Below are 17776 nucleotides of genomic sequence, written 5' to 3'. Positions count from 1 at the left end.
TCCGCTAAGCAATACCGGCCCCGTTTTTGAACTCTCTTTGGATGAACGAGGATTCTCCATGAACAGCGTGCGCCATTATCCTTTGGCGATCGTCGTTGCGACTCTTTGTTACTTTGGCCTGGGAGCGGTGTGGTTCACCATGTTTCGCAACGCTTGGCTCGAGGGCATCGGCAAGACGATGGAGCAGTTGCAGCAGAGCGGCGTAAGTCCCGCGCTGGCTTATCTGGTGGCGCTGCTGCTGACGCTGGCCCTGGCATTGTTTCTGTCGTGGCTGATTCAGGCGACGGGGGAGATGACGGTGGCTCGCGGCGTGCAGGTGGCGATCATCCTCTGGTTCTGCACCGTCTTCGCCACCTTCGCGACAGAGTACGTCTTTGAAGGCCGCAGTGTGAAAACTCTTGCACTGGTTGCGGGCTATCCTCTAGCAGGCATGACGCTTATGGGGGCCGTGCTCGGCGGTTGGACGAAGAAGAGCGAGTAGCTTCCTGTTGCAGGATCGGCTTATAACTTTGTGGCTAATAGCCCCAGTTGTTCTCGTCTTCTGTCAATTTCTCCCAAAACGGGATTAAGATCGGGGTTCCAGTTTTATCGTTGTTCTTCGGGCCCCTGTTCCTTGCTTATGAGGAGAGATTCTATGCGTCGCCTTTCCGGACTGCTTGTGCTGGCCTGCGTCTTCGCTGCACCTGTCTTCGCCCACGCTGATTCCATCACCACCTTGCCGGAGTACAACGGCACGGCACGCTTTCCCGATCCCGGTCCGTATCAGCCGTCGACGGTGATCGGCACCTTCAACATCACGCCGGGCGATACGGCGATCACCATCTCGGGCACGTTTGGCAACTCGCTGACGGGAAGCTCCTCGGGATTGGACGTTTACCTGGGGTCCATTCTGGTGGCGCAGTGCGTGGAGTTCGGAGCCTGCTACGAGAACATGACCTCGATACCGACGCCCTGGAGCGCATCGCTGACTTCGTCGCAGATCGCGTTGCTGGGCACGGGAGTGGTGGACCTGACCGTGGTGCAGACCTCGCAGTACTGGATCAGGCTGGGCGAGACGACGCTGACGCAGGTGAACACCGCGCCCACGCCGGAGCCCTCGTCGCTGCTGCTGCTGGGGACGGGTGCGCTGGGCGCTGTCGGAGCCTTGCGGCGCAGAGTGCGCGGCTGAAGAATCGCGGAGAGCGCAAGTGCAACGGTAGAGAAGCGGATTTCTCCACTCCGTGCTGCGCGCTCCGGTCGAAATGACAATTCTGTAAGTGCAATCTACCGAAGAAGACGAACTACTTCTCCGTCGCCTTGCGTGCGGCTTCGAACTCGTCGCCGTGCAGCCACTCGATCGTTCTGGGAGCGGAGATGGCCTCCCAACCGAGTTCCATGCCGAAGCGAACGAGCTTCGCGTTGCCGGCGAAGTTCCAATCGGCGTGATAGTTGTCGGAGAAGTTATGGTAGTCGTGGTCGACGAAGTTCTTGTCGATGGCCTCGCCCCATGCGCGGTCGTGGCCTTCAAAGAGCTCACCCTGATCGACGGAGAAGGCCGGGATGCCCACGCGCGAGAGCGAGAAGTGGTCGGAGCGGTAGTAGCCGCCTGCTTCAGGATGCGCCTCTGGCGTGATGGTGAGGCCGAAGCGTTTTGCCGTCGCCTGTACCGTGGGGTAGAAGGTGGTGCGCTGCGCCCCGTTGAGGTTGACCTCCTGCGGAATGCCGACGGGCAGGATCATGTCGTAGTTGATGTCGAGCGCGATTTGTCCCGGAGGAACAGGCGGATGCTGGCCGAGGTACTCGCTGCCTAACAGGCCCTGCTCTTCAGCGGCAACAGAGGCGAAGATGATGGAGTGCGGCGGCGGTGTCTTGAGCGTGGACCACGCACGCGCCATCTCCAGCAGCATGCCGACGCCGGTGGCGTTGTCGGCGGCGCCGTTGTAGATATTGTCGCCGGCCATGCCGGGCACCATGCCCAGGTGGTCGTAATGCGCCGTATACATCACCGCCTGATCGGGTTTCTTTGCTGCAACGTTCGCGCCGGGGAGCATCGCAACGACGTTCGGCGACTGAAAGCTGCGCACCTTCGCTTCGATATGCGCTTCGAGCGAGACGGGAAGCGGAATCGCCTTGAAGCCGCGCTTGCCCGCAGCGGCGATCTCGGCGTCACGGTCGAGATTGGCGGCGTGGAAGAGCGTACCCGCGGCATCGAGCGTGATCCAGCTAGCGGCCTCGAGCTGCGGATCCTTGTTATCACGCAGGTAGGTCTTCTCGCCGGTGTTCGAGTTCTTGACCACGTCCCAGCCGTAACTTGCCAGATCAGTCCGGTGGATGACGAGCGCGCCGATGGCTCCCTGCCGCGCCGCCTCTTCAAACTTGTACGTCCAGCGGCCGTAGTAGGTAAGCGCCTTGCCTCCGAAGAACTTCGGGTCGTCCGACGGCGGGTCGCCGACGATGCAGAGGACGACTTTGCCCTTCACATCGACGCCTGCGTAGTCGTTCCATCCGAACTCCGGCGCGACGACGCCGTAGCCGACGAAGACGATCGGCGCGTTGATGTCGGCGGTCTCGGTGAGCTTGCGGTTGTTGACGGTGTAGTCGTCGCCGTAGGTGAGGTCGTAGCTGTGCAGCATGATGGACATGCCTCCGCCCTTCGGCTTGTCGGGCACGAAGGAGAAGTGCGTCTTGTCGGCGATGGTCTTCGTGCCGACGAAGTTGACCTCCTGCAGATACGCGCCGTTGTCGCCCGCGGGTTTGAGGCCGTAGAGCGCGAACTGTGTGGCGATATATTGCGCGGCGATCTCGCCTCCGCGCGTGCCGGGGCCGCGGCCTTCGAGAAGATCGTCGGAGAGAAACTTTACGTGCGCGCGTATCTTTTCCGCATCGACCGAGTCGATAGCGGCTTTTACGTTTACGGGGACCGTTTGCGCAATGACCGAGACGGAGAGCGCTAAAAGCGACATTGACGCTGCGCGAAGAAAGTTCACGGGATACTCCTCAAAGAAAGCAGGCCGGTTTTGAGTTTACGCGTAAGCGCCTACTTCATGATGACCGGCTCGTCTTCAACGCCGGTTAGCCGCACCGGGCGCACAGACATGACATCGAGCCGCTGCAAGATCTTACGCGCCAGCCCGGTAAGCGCGAGCGAGTGCAGGCGGCCGGTGCGGAACCAGCGCAGATCGGTACGCGCGGCGGGAACGGCGCGGCGCAGCGCGCGGTCTCTGCTGCCCCGCGGCGCGAAGACCTGCACATAGTAGTTGGTGCTGGTGATCGAATGGCGAAGTCGCAGCATGGGCTCGCGCCCTTCCACGGCATCCTGAGGCAGAGGAGGCAGTTCATACATGCCGGCCATCAGGCTGGCATTTTGCGCGCGGCGCTCGAGCAGGACCTCGGTGATGACGCCGCGCTTGCGGATGTTCAGCAGGTAGGCGGCGGGGCGGCTCTTCTGCTGTATGCGTGGCTGGGTGATGTGCTCGCCGCGCGTGGCACACATGCCGTAGACAGGACAGTGCAGGCAGAGCGGAGCGCGGGGAAGGCAGATGGTCGCGCCCAGTTCCATCATGGCCTGGTTGTGATCGCCCGCGGCGTTGGTGTTGCCCTTGAAGCGTTTGCGCGGGACCAGCAGTCCGGCCTGCCGCTGCACGAAGGCGCGGCCCTGCGCGTTGTTCTGCTCGGCATGGCCGGTAAGGCGAAGGAGCACCCGCTCCACGTTGCCGTCGACGACGGCAATGCTCTCGCCGAAGGCGATCGAGGCGATGGCGGCGCAGGTATATTCGCCGATGCCGGGCAGCGTGCGCAGCTCGGCGGCCGTGCGCGGGAGCGCGCCGTTGCGTTCGCTGGTGATGAACTGTGCGGCCTTGTGCAACATACGCGCCCGGCGGTAGTAGCCGAGGCCGGACCACGAAGCGAGCACGTCTTCTTCGGTAGCGAGCGCAAGCGCGAGGAGCGTGGGGAAGCGGCGCAGGAAGTCGTTGTAGTGCTCGATCACGGCCTCGACGCGCGTCTGTTGCAGCATCACCTCGGAGACCCATGTCCTGTACGGGTCGCTGATGCCGCGCCACGGAAGCTCGCGCGCATGAGAGCGATACCAGCTCATCAGGCGGCGGCGGAATGAGGGCGGATCGATCGCGACACCGGTCTCGGTGAGGGCTGTGAACCCCTCGGACTCCACTGGAGTTTTGCGCGCTGACATGCCGTGACAGTCTATCGCTTCCCACGCAGCCGTACTATGGGGAATATGGCGACGGCGCACGACGAGGACGCCTCTAGCTCGCAGTGACCTGCCGTCTGGCGCCTCGTCACATCTTTTTGAGTGGTCCAAAGGTATAGGGCAATTGCCGGTTGTCAGTGGTTGTCCTTCTGCTTGATGCTGTTGAACGGCTCATTTTTCAGGGAGAAGAGATGAATCATATAGCACGCTTGAAAACCCTCGGCCTTATGGCGCTTTCGTTCGGATCGCTATATCCGGCACTGGCGCAGGGGACCGTTCCGACCTTTACGCAGAAGCATGGCGACGCAACATTGACGCTGGTGGGAAAGGACCCCGCCAATGGCGGCACGACGACGATTCCCACGGTGATCGCGCCGGTGAGGCTCGAGTTCGAGACGAAGAAGGTTGCGGGCAAGCCATATGCTCTGGACGCGGCGGGAGACGTTGCTCCGCTCGAGCAGTCGCCTGTGTTTGCGCACGCCGAGTTCAAAGGCTTGGGACGCACGCAGTATGCCGACGCGATGCTGCGCACGACGTTTCCCAAAGCAAAGGACTGGCACACGCTGCTGGGCAAGCCGGAGGTGAAGCCCATCACCGTCAAGGTGCCCGCCGGCTCGGGCTATGTGCTGACGTCGAAGCGCGAGGGTGCCGCCGCCGCGATTGTCGACATCGAGTTCCTCCAGAAAGAGGTCTTCAAGCAGCTTCCGAAGCAGGACGGCAAGCTGGTCTTCGTTGTGACGCACAACACGGCGTTCTACGCCATGGGCGACGCGACCGTGTGCTGCGGATGGGGCACGCATGGCGTGGACCGCGCGACGGGCAACTCGTTCGTGCTGGCCAGCTATCTGCGCCACGCGCCCACCGTTATCACCGACAAGGACGTGCAGCCGGTCACGCAGCAACTGGCGGAGTTCATCAACGACCCTCTGATGGACCCGCTGTATCAGCGCGAGCTGTATGAGCAGCATCTGAATCCTGCCTCGGCCCCGGGCAACGTGGTGAGCTGGATGCGCCCGGAGGGGATGAAGCCGGGCGACGCCGGGCGATGCGGCGGCAACCGCGTGGCCTCGACGTACTTCCAGCTTCAGCCGACGGACACGAACCCGAAGAACAACTTTCCCGCATCGGAGCCTTACGCCGTCGGCGCGTATCACGTACAGAACGTGGCGCTGATGTCGTGGTACACGGGCTCGTCGGAGACGATGGGCAGCACCTACAGCTTCCCCGATGCGAAGCTGTTGCCGGAGCAGGCCAAGCCCTGCCCGTCGCGCCGGCCCGGCATGGGAGGAGCGTTTCCCGGCCCCCCGAAGCCGACGGCTGAGCCCTTCGCCCAGACCTCGGCCCCGAACGGACACAAGCTGATCGGCTACTGGGCGGGCTATGGCTCGGCGGCGTCGACCTTCCCGCTGCGCGAGGTCTCGCCGCAGTGGGACTACATCCTGGTCGCCTTCGCGATTCCGGACAAGAACGCTCCCGAGGGCACGATGAAGTTCGCCCCGCCCACCGGCATGGATCCGGCGGAGTTCAAGCGCGACGTCCAGTATCTGAAGAGCAAGGGCAAGAAGGTGATGATCTCGCTCGGCGGCGGCGGACAGCACTTTACGCTGGCCGACCCGAAACGCGTGCCCAATTACGTCGACTCGGTGACGAAGATCGTCGAGGAGTACGGCATCGACGGCATCGACATCGACTTCGAGAGCCCGTCGCTGTCGATCGACGCGGGCGACACGGACTTCAGGCATCCCACCACACCCTCCATCGTGAACCTGATCGACGCGCTACGGCAGTTGCACAACCACTTCGGCAAGGACTTCATGATCTCGCTGGTGCCGGAGGGGACGCAGATCCCGGCCGGATATCCGAGCTACGGCGGGCAGTTCGGCTCGTACCTCGCGATCACGTATGCGATCCGCGATATCCTGACGTTCATCGATGTGCAGGACTACAACACTCCCCCGCTGCAAGGGCTCGACGGCGAGATCTATCAGCCGGGCACGGTGGACTACCACGCGGCGATGACGGAGCTTCTGCTGCACGGCTTCAACATCGGCGGCGACCCGAAGCAGTTCTTCCCGCCGCTCAAGGCCAGCCAGGTGGCGGTCGGCTTCCTGATCGGCGACACGACGGCGGACATCGTGAACCAGGCGATGGACTACATCATCACGGGCAAGGCGCCAAAGGGAACGACGTACAGGCTGCGCAACCCGAAGGGCTACCCGGAGATGGTCGGCGCGATGTTCTGGACGATCGACGGCGACCGGCGGCAGAACTACGTCTTCTCAAACAGCGTGGGGCCGCAACTGCATGGGTACCCCTCGTCAAAGTAAACAACGCCGATCTGAAGGTATGGCCCAGGCTTGATCGCCTGGGCCATTTTCTTTTGAACTGCAAAATAGTTTGTAGAGTGTGGTCTTCAACCGGCATGGGCTAAACCATCGCTCGACGATGATCCTTGCTTCAGTCGCCATGCTTGCCATAGGCTGCCGTACACTTTGAGATGCTATGCAAGGGAAGCCGGTTCTCCTGATCCACGGCGGCGCATGGGCCATGCCTGACAATGCGGTCGAAGCCCACAAGGCCGGCATCGCCGCCGCGCTGGCCGCGGGCTATGCTCTGCTCGAGCGCGGCGCGAGCGCCCTTGACGCTGTTGAAGCCGCGGTCACTGCGATGGAAGACGACGAGGCCTTCGACGCCGGGCGCGGGTCCTTTCTGACGCGCGATGGCCGCGTGCAGCTCGACGCCCTGCTGATGAACGGCGAGAACCTTCGCGCCGGCGGCGTGGCCTGCGTCGAGCGGCTCAAGAACCCGATCCGCGCCGCGCGCCTGGTGCTCGACCACAGCCCGCATGTGTACTTCGTCGGCGTGGGCGCCGAGAGGTTCGCGCGCCAGCACGGCATGGCGTTGATCGACAACACCGAGCTGATCGTCCCGCGCGAGCGCGAGCGGCTGATGGCCTTTCAGAAGGCCGAGCTGGAGGGTGCGACGGACACGACGTTCTCCGGGCCGCTGCATCTCGATAAGGAAGAAGAAGGCGGCGACCCAACCGGTCACTCGCACGACACCGTGGGCGCGGTCGCGCTCGACTGCAATGGACACATCGCCGCGGGCACAAGCACCGGCGGCACGCTCTCGAAGGCGCCTGGGCGCGTGGGCGACTCGTCGCTGATCGGCTGCGGCTGCTACGCCGACGACCACTCCGCCGCCGTCTCGCTGACCGGCTGGGGCGAGCCGATCATGAAGCTGGTGCTGGGCAAGTGGGCCGTCGACCGCGTGGCTTCAGGCGTTCTGCCTGAAGTAGCTGCGGAGGCTGCGATCGACTACCTGTACGGGCGGCTCGGCGGGCATGGCGGAATCATCCTTATCGACCGCCAGGGACGCATCGGCCTCGCGCACAACACGCCGCGCATGGCCTGGGGGCTGAGAACAGGGGACGGCGTACAGATAGGCGTGACCCGGAACGCGCAGGATTGAGAGCTTGCGGCCCTGCCACATCTTTCATTCCACCCTTCGTGAAGGATGGGAACGGCAAGTTACCGGGACATCCCAGCTACACTGCTTGTCATCCTGAGCGGAGCGCAGCGGAGTCGAAGGACCTGCATCTGGTCTTCCGGTGGATGATTGCTGCGGGAACTAACAAATACAGGTCCTTCGACTGCGCGGCTTTGCCGCTTCGCTCAGGATGACAAATTAACTGTCCGCATAGGAAGGCCCGCAAGATAGAAGGCCCGTCAGATGCTCTGCCTCCCTCAAAAATCACTAGAATCGATAGGCAATGCAGAATGAAACGGAGTTGTTTCCAGAGGCGGCAGAGGATGGAGCGAGCGCGCATCGCCGCCGTCCTACGCCTGAGGAAGCCGACAAGCTGCCCTACGTTCACCGTCTGCTGCTCGGTGATTTTGGTCAGCCGGAGAAGCGCGAGCCATGGGACCCGCTCTCGCAGTTCATCTACTCTCTGCTGGCCTCGCGCACAAAGACGGAGATGACTTATGCTGTGGTGCGCAATCTGCGCTCGCGCTTCGGTACGTGGGAGAACCTCCGCGACGCTCCGCTGAAGGAGATCGAAGACGCGATCCGCGACATCACTTTCCCTGAGCAGAAGGCGCTGCACCTGAAGGTCTCGCTGGAGCAGATTACCGAGCGCTACGGCTCGCTGACGCTCGACTTCCTCGCCCGCTACCGCACCGACAAGATTCGCGCCTGGCTCGAACAGTTTCCCGGCATCGGTCCGCAGACCAGCGCCGCCATCGTCAACTTCTCCACCCTGCGCCGCAAGGCCATCTCCATGGACGCGCACCACCTCCGCGTCTCGCAGCGGCTGGGGCTTACGCCCCGCGCCGACGCCGCCACCACCGAGGAGCGGCTGATGCGCCTTGTCCCGGAGACATGGACGGCCGAGATGCTCGACGACCATCACCAACTCGTCAAAAAACTCGGCCAGACGATCTGCACCTTCGACTCCCCCAGGTGCAGGCAGTGTCCTCTGCTAAAGATCTGCCCCTACGGGCAGAAGCAGGTCGGCGAGGCCAAAGACGACCCCTCCTCGCGGTAAATCTCCCATGTTTTGGGTTATTGAAATTCAGGCACTTTCGGGCTAACCAAATTCGACATGAAATCGTCTAAGCCCTTGCAGGTCATTCGTTTGACCGTGGCATCCTCTCACGGGAAAATCCACAGCAATTTGGGACGATCTTCGTGAACCGGGCCGGTTTCCGCATCGTATGTACAGGCGATGTTATGGAGCTATCTCCAGATAAACGTAACCTTAGCGACCCTCAACGCTACGCGTTCGACGGCCGCAACAAGACGGCCGCAGCCGTTTTTATAAAAGTGATGAGATTGAGACACAAACATGACACGCGGAAGGGCCGGCGATGGAGTCTCTGCGCCACCATCATTGCGCTGGCGGCCCTGCTGGCCTTGGCCATGCCCTCCCGCGCCGACGTCGCCTTTCTGATGGAGGAGCCCTACGGAGGGTTCGGCAGCGTCAACCCCACCGGACACGCCGCGCTCTACTTTAACCACATCTGCGCCGACAGCCCAACGCGGCTGCGCGTTTGCCGCGAGGGCGAGCTGGGTGCCGTCGTCAGCCGCTATCACAACATCAAGGGATACGACTGGATCGCCATTCCCCTGCTGCCCTACCTCTACGCCGTCGAGGACAGGAACCAGATTCCCCTGCTGGCCGACGTAGCCATGCGCGACCGCCTGCGCGACGCCTACCGGCGCGACCACCTGGAAACGATCGCCCCCGACGAGGTTGCCGACGACGGCACGCCAAGTACGCCGAAGGGCGAGTGGACCCAGCTTGTGGGCTCGTCCTACGATCGCAAGATCTACGGCTTCCAGTTCGAGACCACCAGCGAGGAGGACGCGCGCTTCATCGCGCGTTATAACGACCACAGGAACATCAGCCACTTCAACCTGTTCTTTCGCAACTGCGCCGACTTCTCGCGCACGGCGCTCAACAGCTACTTTCCGCACGCCGTCACGCGCAACTACCTGGCCGACTTCGGCCTGACGACCCCGAAGCAGGTGGCTCGTTCGCTCGAGAAGTATGCGAAGAAGAACCCTGATCTGCCGTACACCGTCTTCGTCATTCCGCAGGTGCAGGGCACCATTCCGCGCAGCCACAGGATCGACGGCATCGCCGAGTCACTGCTGAAGTCGAAGAAGTATGTCGTCCCCCTGGCAGTCTTCTACCCGGAGTTCACCGGAGTGATTGGCATCACCTATCTCACGCAGGGACGCTACTCGCCGCCGAAGAACGCCGAGATCGTCATGCTTCCCGGCGAAGATGCCCGCGTGGCGCTGGCGCGTCAGAGCGAGCGCGCCCTGACGGCGGACTCAGTGAACGCTCAGACCGGTATCGACGTCGAGTACAAGAAGGGCCCCCTGGACGATCATGGAGTGAATCTTGAGCGACGTCAGAGTGATGGCGTAGCCGGTACTCTCGGCGGAGCGACTGAGTAGCTGCCGCATCAGGTCGGCGGCGTTCACCTTCATCTGCTGCGGAAGCTGACGGCTCAGAAACGGTACCAGCAGGAAATTCAGCTCGCGCGAATCCGACAGGTGGTCGATGCGCGCATCGCGAAAGCCGATCGTCTCGCCCTCGGCGTCGGGCAGCACCGAGACATCGACATCGCGGGTGATCGAGACGCCGATGCACGACCCGCGAAGCGACGTCCCCAACCTGGCGCGAGTGTGAATGTGCACGACGACGCGGTCCTGCTCAAACGAGACGCGCGGATCTTCGGCGTAGACGTAGCACGCCGATTTGTGGTCGCCGCGCAGATAGTAGCGCCCATCGGAGGCATTGAAGAGCTGCGTCTTCAGCGTGCGTTCCAGCGCCTGCGCGGAGATGCCAACCTCGGTAGCGCGGGCCCGGGTGGAAAGTGCGGCAAAAACAACCAGTGCGATCGGCAAACGGCGCATGTCAGATTAAGAATAACCAAATCATCGCCGCCGCAAACACGGGTGCACGGGTGTCCTGCATCTGCACAGCGATACCGGCATCGGCGAGATGGCCAAGTACGACGCCAAGACTGCGGCAGAAAAGCGCGCCAACGCTCTTGGCGAAGCCTTCACCGGCGATAACGTCAAACATAAGGCTTACATGATGACGATCGACGCTCCCGCCTACGAGACGGAGACCACAGCGCTTGCCGCCAAGGCGTCTGACCTGATGGTCGCTGCGGTCTCGAAAGAGAAGTAGAAAATCCTGCTCCAATCAGCACCGCGAAAGAGACGGCCGGAGGCTTCTTTCGGTCGTCTTTGTCGCCGGCCCAAGCCGCCGTCAAGTAAGGGTGCTGTAGTTCACTTGCAGCTTTTTTGCGGTCACGCCCGTCTACCCTCATTACGCAGCTCGATCAGTAATTTTCCGGGGAGGTTGTATGTTACGCACACCCTCATTGGTGCTCGTAAGCGTGCTTACGCTGGCCAGTGTTTCGATGAATGCTCAGAACGCGGGGCCCCGTCCTGGGCCGGGAAACCAGCCGCCACCACCACCTCCTCCGACTGCCGGCGCGAAGCTGGAGATCGTTGACGGCTCCTCCGCAACCTATCGCGTCACAGAACAGTTTGTCGGCGTCGCCTTCACCAACGATGCGGAAGGCACCACGAACCTGGTCAGCGGTACGTTGACGATCAATGCCGACGGAACCGTTGCCCCGGGCTCGAAGCTGACGGTTGATCTTCGTGGACTGAAGAGCGACCAGGACCAGCGCGACGGCTACATCCAGAACCGCACGCTCGAGACCGCGAAGTTCCCCGACGCCGAGTTTGTCCCCACCGGGGTTACCGGCCTCGACAAGATGATTCCCTCCGCTGGGCAGGCGGGCATCTCGCTTACCGGTAACCTCACCATTCACGGCGTCACCAAAGAAGTGACCTTCCAGGGCATCGCAACCTTCAACCCGCGTACCGACACGGTGGCCGGCCGCGCCAAGACCACGCTGACCTTCGACCAGTTTGGCCTGACCCAGCCCAAGATCGGACGTCTGGCCAGCGTCGACAACAAGATCGGCCTCGAGCTCGTCTACCGCTTCAAACGAAGCATGCCTTAGCCCCCGACGGAGATGAGGAAAGGCCCGTGGCAGGGTACCAGCCTGGGGCATCGCCCCAGGTTGAAGCTATCGATTCTGAGATATGCGTTCGGAGATGCCAAGCTCGCGAGACAGACTCACACGGTAGGGACCGCAACCGGCTTCGGCTCCATCCACAGCTTGCCTACGGCCGTAAGGACGATCATCATCACCGCGCACAGGCCGAAGACCTGTCGCACGCCGATATGCTGCGTCAGAACGCCGCTCAGCACCAGCCCCGCAATCTGTGCCGCGAAGACGATCGACATAAACGTCGACCCCACGCGGCCCATCAGCTCCGGCGGAGTCGCCTGCTGGAACAGCGTCTGCGAAGGGACGATGATTCCCGCAACCGAGAAGCCGATCGCCAGGTTCCCCACGATCGTCGACCAGATATGCGGCAGCGTCGTCAGAATCACCAGCCCCAGCGCGATGCCGCACAGGCCGGAGTAGACCAGCAGCGTGTTCGACAGCTTCTTCCCGAACGTGTTCAGCCCGTTGATGCCCACCAGCATCCCTACCCCGATCATCGCCGCGACAATGCCGAAGGCGCGCGTCGACGCATGAAGCGAGTCGCGCACATAGACGGCGATCAGCGGGCCAAAGCAGCCCAGCACAAACATGCCCGCAGCCATCGCCAGAATGACGAACAGCAGAGCAGCATGATGCACGATGAAGTCGATGCCCTGCTTCATGTCCAGCCATATCTTGCTGAGCGCGGAGACGTCTCCAGCGTGGCTCTCAGATTTGCTCGCCGCCGGTGTCGTCTGCACAAAGGCCACCGAACCGATCAGCGCCGCCGACCCGACGAAGCTCGCCGAATCCAGCACATAGCAGCTCACCGAACCAAACGACGCCACCATGAACGAAGCAATCGCCGGCCCGACAATCCTCATGCCGAACATCACCTGCTGCATCAGCGCATTCGCCGAGCGCAGACCGTGCAGCGGCACGGCCGAGCGGATCGCCACTCCCTGCGCCGGCGCAAAGAAGCTCGACACGATGCTGATCGCCGCAAGGATGGCATAGAAGTGCCATGGCTGCGTCGCAAAGATCAGCAGCAGCACCAGCCCGGCGCGCAGCGAGTCGCTCGACACCATCGTCGGTTTGAGCGGCCAGCGGTCGACGAAGACCCCGGCCAGGATGCCCAGCACCGCGATCGGCAGCATGTACGCGATCTGCACCCCGGTTACCTGCTGTGCCGTGCCATGCAGCTTGAAGGTGAGGATGCTGATGACGGCAAACAGTGCAAGGAAGTCCCCGAACACAGAGATGATCTGCGCATACCAGAGACGGCGCAGCAGGGGAAAACGCAGCACCTCGGACATGGATAGAGGCGCCGGAAGTTCGGGATCGATCGGCGGGGCCGTCGGCTGTGCAGTCGCTGTGCTCATAGGGAAAGTGCGTTTGTCGTTCGATTCGATGACGCAGAGGTCATGCGGGATTCGATAAGTGGCCTTTGCCGATTCAGAAATCTTTCGACCCTCGGTTCATTAAAAATAGAGGGATGTCGACGACAGAACTGCCATCAGTCGGATCGTTCGGGTGTCATTCATCGCCATGTCGATCAACATACTGCCCGAAGGTAAATGATTGGTTTTGAGACAGTGACAGCTTTAAGAGCCAGCTACAGCGTGTCGCCGGGTTTGGGTTTGGGGGGCGCGGGGTCGGGTTTGATGGGGTAGGGTGGGCCTTTGCTGAGGGTCTTCTCGAGGGCGGCGTCGTAGCCGTAGATGTCGTCGAAGAAGTGGACCCGATTGTCTTCTTCGACCTCGGCGGTCATGTAGAAGATGACGATGGGCACGGGGGTCTTGAGGTTGACCTGGTGGTTGTCCGGGCCGTCGGTCATGGCCTCGTGGACCTTCTGGAGGTCCCAGTCTTCGCCGTCCTTGTCCTTCTGTCCGTCGAGCAGCCATGCGGCGAGGTCCTCGGGCTTCTGCACGCGGATGCAGCCGTGGGAGAAGTCGCGGCGGGTGCGGCTGAAGAGCGAGACCGCGGGCGTCGAGTGCAGGTAGACGTCGTACTGATTGGGGAACATGAACTTCACGAGGCCGAGCGAGTTCTTTGGCCCGGGCTTTTCGCGCACCATGTAGGAGCCCTGTGCGATCTGCTTGACGGTGTAGTTCGTTACGGGCTGGCCCTTGGAGGTGACGACCTCGAAGTTCTTCTGCTCGAGGTAGCCGCGGTTGGTCTCCATGTGCGGGACGAGCTCTTTTTGCGCGATGTCGACGGGCACGTTCCAGTAGGGCCGGAAGATGAGGTACTTCATCATGTGCGCGAAGACGGGCGTCTGGTGCTCGCCCATCACCTGGCCGACGACGACGCGCATGGTGAAGTCGAGCTGATGGTCGGGCGTGTAGCCGCGCAGGACGAACTCGGGCAGGTTGACCATGAGGCGCGGATTCTCATACGGCGCCGGGAGCCAGCGGAAGCGTTCGAGCGTGTAGGAGAGCTGCTTCACGCGCTCGGCCATGGGCACGTTGAGCGAGGCGATCGTCTGCGAGGTGAGCTTGCCGTCTTCGGTGAGGCCGTGACGGTGCTGGTACTCCTTGACGGCGGCGGAGAGACGTTTGGTGTAGACGTCTGAACGCTTTGACGCGTTGTCGCCAGTGCCGTCCTCGGCTTCGAGGTCGCCTTCGAGCTGTAGACGCTCGATGAGCAGAGGGGCGTCGTCGAAGGAGTCGCCGACGGTGATGGTGCGTTCGTACTCGGGCAGCGGGTCGTTGCCCCGCTCGATCTGCTTCTTCTCAAGGTCGAGATACTGCGCGAGCGCCTGCTCGGTGCGGCGGTAGAGGCTGGAATCGGGCTCGACCTTTTTGAGCAGCGCGGTGACGTCGGTGACGTCGACGGCGTTGTCGGAGACGAACTCGGCGAGATTGTATTTCTTGCCGGTGACGTCGATGTCGAAGTTGAAGTGCTGCGGATTGACGCGGCCGATGCGTAGGTCGGAGATGAAGCGCATGACGCAGACGGTCATCGCGACATCGAACTGCGCGACCTCGTCGGGGTGGCGTCCGGCGACGCCGCGCACGCGGTCGAGCCAGCGCGAGCTGTCGTAGTCCTCGGGGTTGAGGCCCTTCAGCTCCGCGTTGGCGAAGGCGATCATGAAGCCCTTGGCCGCGAGGGTGGGTTGACCTTCGCGGGTCCAGGCGATCTCGTAGTTGCGATCTTCGTAGAAGGTCTTGACGAAGGGCTGGTACTCGGCGACGTTGGGCCAGCGCAGAAAGCTGAGCTGCGGCGAGGCGACGAGCGGCTGCAGGTTGTCGGAGTAGTCGGTGGTGTTGGGAGCGGAGGTGGTCTTGCGCGGCTTGCGGCAGCCTTCAGCGCTGAGGAGAAGAGCGAGGGCGCACACTGCACCGGCGTACCTGGCGGAGAGCTTCAACATGCGAGAGTGACCGTCCTCGACGGTGGATCCGTCTTTCGTGGGCTGCGGCCATTATGCAGCATCGGCGGCTGGATTCGGTGCGAGGCGGTTCGAGCTTCGCTCGGAATGACACACAGAGGGGTGTCGTTTATAGACCATGGGCGATGGCGGGCAGCAGGGCAACTGAGACTGCGGCCTGTGCGATGAGGATCAGTCCGGCGAGCGCGAGGAAGAGCTTGCGGTGGCGCGACTCGAAGACGTCGGCGAAGACCCCTCCGGCAAAGGTGAAGAGGAACGGCAGCGCCCAGAGCCACGGTTGGGAGACGGTCTGTGTCGTGATGACGGGAAACAGCGCCAGCGCCATGAGCAGCGGCGCCGTATTGCCGAAGTAGCGGCAGCGGCGCGCCACGAGATAGAGCGCCCCGGAGACGGCAAGGGCTCCGACGATGGGCGCGTTCGCTGGACTGGTGAAGAAGCCGCGCACCGCGTCCAGCGAGAACCAGAAGCGCGCGCCGCCGCCAGTGAAGATGTAGCTGAAGGCCGCGAGGCGGAAGGCGTAGGAGGCCAGCAGGACGACGAGAGCTCCCAGCGCGGAGTAGATGAGAATCTGCATGACGTAGCTGCGGCGGCGCTCAGCGAGGTACATCATGAAGACGATAGCGGCGAGGAAGCCGAGCATCGCCGCCAGCAGGTGCGCGGCGGCGGTGAGGCCGAGCGCGAACGTCAGCAGCAAAATGCGCGGGCGCCACTTGTGCCGCGGGCCCTGCATGGCGTGTGCGACGCCGATGGCGGTGTAGACCAGCCCGTAGAGTCCCCACATGGCGAGCACGTCGTTGTTGGGTGTGACCGCGTAGCGCACTACCTCGGGGCAGAAGCAGTAGAGCCCGAGCGCGAAGAAGCCGCCTTCGTTACCGAAGAGTCGGCGACAGACCCACCACAGCCCCGCTCCGAGCCACGCGGCGAAGAAGACAAAGGGTAGGTGCATGAGGTACTTGACGCTGGTGATCTCGTGGCGCGCCTCCCAGGTGGAGCCGTTGAGCGAGGTGGCGGCGTAGAGGCGGTTCTCGGGCTTGCGGAGCTTGTCGGCGGCGAGCAGGACGAGGCGCTGCGCGGTGAGCGGGAGGCCGGCGACGCGGTAGGCAAACGTGCCGTCGCCGTTGAGGTTGCCGCAGGAGGTGAAGTAGCCGGCGATGGGCGACGGGCGCTCCCACATCTCGCGGCCGCAGCGGGCGAAGCGGTAGTCGTCGGTCGAGAGCTGCTGGCGCGAGACGACCCAGGTGCACTGCGCCAGGAAGAGAACGAGCAGTAACGCGGCGAGCTGCTGGGGCAGGCCAATCTTAAATGCAGGTAACTTCAATCCGCGTCCGCCTTCATGAATCTCAAAACTCTGGCCGGTGCGCGGACAGGCGCAACACGGCATCGTCTTCTATCGTATCGTGCCCGTTTTTTGTCGTATGGTTTAGGGATATGCAGTCGCTTACCTTTACCCCCGGAGACGCCTTTCTCTCAGCCGATTCGACCCAGCCGCCGTGGACGGTCGTCTTCGAGGACGAGGGCGTGGCCGGCTACTTCTATGCCTGCGACCGCACGAGCACGACGCACGAGCACTCGATCCTGGACGCGATGCTGATCTACAACGTCTCGGCTCTGGAGAAGAGTGACCGGGAGAACGAGCGGCCGACCACAGAGCGTATCGCCGCCGTCGAGTGGTCGAAGGATGGTTTGCGCGCCGTGCTGTATCTCGATGGAATTCCGCAGGCGCTGTACGATTTCGGCACGCGCGCCGGCTACTGCCGCATGAACTTCCCCAATTTTATGGAGGAGCAGGGCGAGACATGGCGGAAGTCGACCCATGCGTGGTCGGAGGAGGCGATTCAGCGGTTTGAGGCAGAGCTTTATGGGATAGCCACAGAGTCGAATGGCTGACGGGTCCGAGCTTCGTTCGAATGAGCTCACATCCGACGATAAGGCCGCCAGATATGGGGCACCCGGTACCCGGTGGATTGGCGGCCACCGAGGGCTGTAAGCCCGGCCAAACGGAAACATCGGCACCCTAAGGAAAAACCGCTCTAGAAGCGCAGCTCCATGAAGACGTTGGCGCGCACGTAAGGAGAGGGTCGGGGCGGAAGGTGGCGGAAGCCCAGCGTCTCATAGAGATGGATGGCGCTCGAGAGGCTGCTGTTGGTCTCAAGATAGAGGGAGCTTGCGCCGAGGGCTCGTCCCTGCTCGACGGTGTAGGAGAGCAGTGCTCGTCCCACTCCGGCGCCCTGCCAGTCGGGCGCGACCGCCATCTTCACCACCTCGTAGACGCCGGGTGAGGTGAGCGTCAGCCCGCAACAGCCGATGGGAGCTCCGTCGCCGATGGCGAAGAAGATGTGGCCGCCTTTTGCCAGTACATAGCCTTCGGGGTCGCCGAGCATCTCCCGGTCGTGTTCTTCGAGCCCGAAGTACTTCTCGATCCACCACTCGTTGAGCGAGCGGAAGGCGAGTGCGTCGCTCGGAAGTTCTGGGTGGAAGGGGCGGAGCTCGATCCGGGGTCTGTTCGAGGAAGCCCCTGTTGCGGCGCTGCCTGATGGTGCGCTGGTGTTGGAGGGGATGTCGGCGAGGTGCAGGGTCGCGGCCATGGCAATCTCCTTGTGAAGA

The 17776-nt window shown here is 62.7% G+C and carries 15 protein-coding genes; 8 read left to right on the top strand and 7 right to left on the bottom strand.

What is annotated here, in order from left to right; all coding sequences use genetic code 11:
- The first annotated feature begins 58 nt into the window (after positions 1–58).
- Both JSS95_08470 and JSS95_08465 read left to right on the top strand, forming a co-directional pair.
- Positions 59–481: a DUF1761 domain-containing protein gene (locus JSS95_08470; protein ID MBS1799844.1), complete on the top strand. Its 423-nt coding sequence runs from the start codon at positions 59–61 to the stop codon at positions 479–481.
- 138 nt (positions 482–619) lie between these two features.
- Positions 620–1168: a PEP-CTERM sorting domain-containing protein gene (locus JSS95_08465; GenBank protein MBS1799843.1), complete on the top strand. Its 549-nt coding sequence runs from the start codon at positions 620–622 to the stop codon at positions 1166–1168.
- A gap of 112 nt (positions 1169–1280) precedes the next feature.
- On the opposite strand, the gene JSS95_08460 is transcribed toward JSS95_08465, so the two are convergent.
- Both JSS95_08460 and JSS95_08455 read right to left on the bottom strand, forming a co-directional pair.
- Positions 1281–2942 (bottom strand): M28 family peptidase, encoded by a 1662-nt coding sequence (locus JSS95_08460; protein ID MBS1799842.1) that lies wholly within the window; start codon positions 2940–2942, stop codon positions 1281–1283.
- Between the two features lie 74 nt (positions 2943–3016).
- Positions 3017–4171 carry an A/G-specific adenine glycosylase gene (locus tag JSS95_08455; GenBank protein ID MBS1799841.1) on the bottom strand — a complete coding sequence of 385 codons (1155 nt, stop codon included), beginning with the start codon at positions 4169–4171 and terminating at the stop codon, positions 3017–3019.
- Positions 4172–4380: 209 nt separating this feature from the next.
- Here JSS95_08455 and JSS95_08450 point away from each other — a divergent pair, with 209 nt between their 5' ends.
- The 3 genes from JSS95_08450 to JSS95_08440 all read left to right on the top strand — a co-directional run bounded on the left by JSS95_08450 (position 4381) and on the right by JSS95_08440 (position 8738).
- On the top strand, positions 4381–6516 hold the full coding sequence (locus tag JSS95_08450) for a glycoside hydrolase (GenBank protein ID MBS1799840.1): 2136 nt from the start codon (positions 4381–4383) through the stop codon (positions 6514–6516).
- A gap of 175 nt (positions 6517–6691) precedes the next feature.
- Complete coding sequence (locus tag JSS95_08445) at positions 6692–7660, top strand: isoaspartyl peptidase/L-asparaginase (protein ID MBS1799839.1); 969 nt, start codon at positions 6692–6694, stop codon at positions 7658–7660.
- 301 nt (positions 7661–7961) lie between these two features.
- Positions 7962–8738 (top strand): iron-sulfur cluster loop, encoded by a 777-nt coding sequence (locus JSS95_08440; protein MBS1799838.1) that lies wholly within the window; start codon positions 7962–7964, stop codon positions 8736–8738.
- Between the two features lie 1295 nt (positions 8739–10033).
- On the opposite strand, the gene JSS95_08435 is transcribed toward JSS95_08440, so the two are convergent.
- Entirely contained in the window at positions 10034–10621 is a 588-nt protein-coding gene (locus JSS95_08435) for a hypothetical protein (protein MBS1799837.1), read from the bottom strand.
- 88 nt (positions 10622–10709) lie between these two features.
- Between JSS95_08435 and JSS95_08430 the strand changes: the two genes are divergently transcribed.
- Positions 10710–10901 carry a hypothetical protein gene (locus JSS95_08430; GenBank protein ID MBS1799836.1) on the top strand — a complete coding sequence of 64 codons (192 nt, stop codon included), beginning with the start codon at positions 10710–10712 and terminating at the stop codon, positions 10899–10901.
- Between the two features lie 178 nt (positions 10902–11079).
- Entirely contained in the window at positions 11080–11751 is a 672-nt protein-coding gene (locus JSS95_08425; protein MBS1799835.1) for a YceI family protein, read from the top strand.
- Positions 11752–11867: 116 nt separating this feature from the next.
- Here the strand turns inward: JSS95_08425 and JSS95_08420 are convergent, their stop codons facing one another.
- From JSS95_08420 to JSS95_08410, 3 genes are all read right to left on the bottom strand, one after another.
- The gene (locus JSS95_08420; GenBank protein MBS1799834.1) at positions 11868–13163 is read right to left on the bottom strand and encodes an MFS transporter; all 1296 of its coding nucleotides are present in this window, start codon (positions 13161–13163) and stop codon (positions 11868–11870) included.
- A 233-nt stretch (positions 13164–13396) separates the two neighbouring features.
- Positions 13397–15154, bottom strand: a complete 1758-nt coding sequence (locus JSS95_08415) for a L,D-transpeptidase family protein (protein MBS1799833.1) — start codon at positions 15152–15154, stop codon at positions 13397–13399.
- 127 nt (positions 15155–15281) lie between these two features.
- The gene (locus tag JSS95_08410; protein ID MBS1799832.1) at positions 15282–16490 is read right to left on the bottom strand and encodes a hypothetical protein; all 1209 of its coding nucleotides are present in this window, start codon (positions 16488–16490) and stop codon (positions 15282–15284) included.
- A 110-nt stretch (positions 16491–16600) separates the two neighbouring features.
- Here JSS95_08410 and JSS95_08405 point away from each other — a divergent pair, with 110 nt between their 5' ends.
- A complete protein-coding gene (locus JSS95_08405; GenBank protein ID MBS1799831.1) occupies positions 16601–17059 on the top strand; it encodes a DUF2251 domain-containing protein in 459 nt (152 codons plus the stop codon).
- A gap of 143 nt (positions 17060–17202) precedes the next feature.
- Here the strand turns inward: JSS95_08405 and JSS95_08400 are convergent, their stop codons facing one another.
- Positions 17203–17757 carry a GNAT family N-acetyltransferase gene (locus JSS95_08400; GenBank protein ID MBS1799830.1) on the bottom strand — a complete coding sequence of 185 codons (555 nt, stop codon included), beginning with the start codon at positions 17755–17757 and terminating at the stop codon, positions 17203–17205.
- Between the last annotated feature and the right edge of the window lie 19 nt (positions 17758–17776).

The sequence above is a fragment of the Acidobacteriota bacterium genome (assembly GCA_018268895.1).
Taxonomy (GTDB): domain Bacteria; phylum Acidobacteriota; class Terriglobia; order Terriglobales; family Acidobacteriaceae; genus Edaphobacter.
The sequence above is the reverse complement of the archived record's forward strand: the minus strand, read 5'-3'. Positions and strand labels throughout refer to the sequence as shown.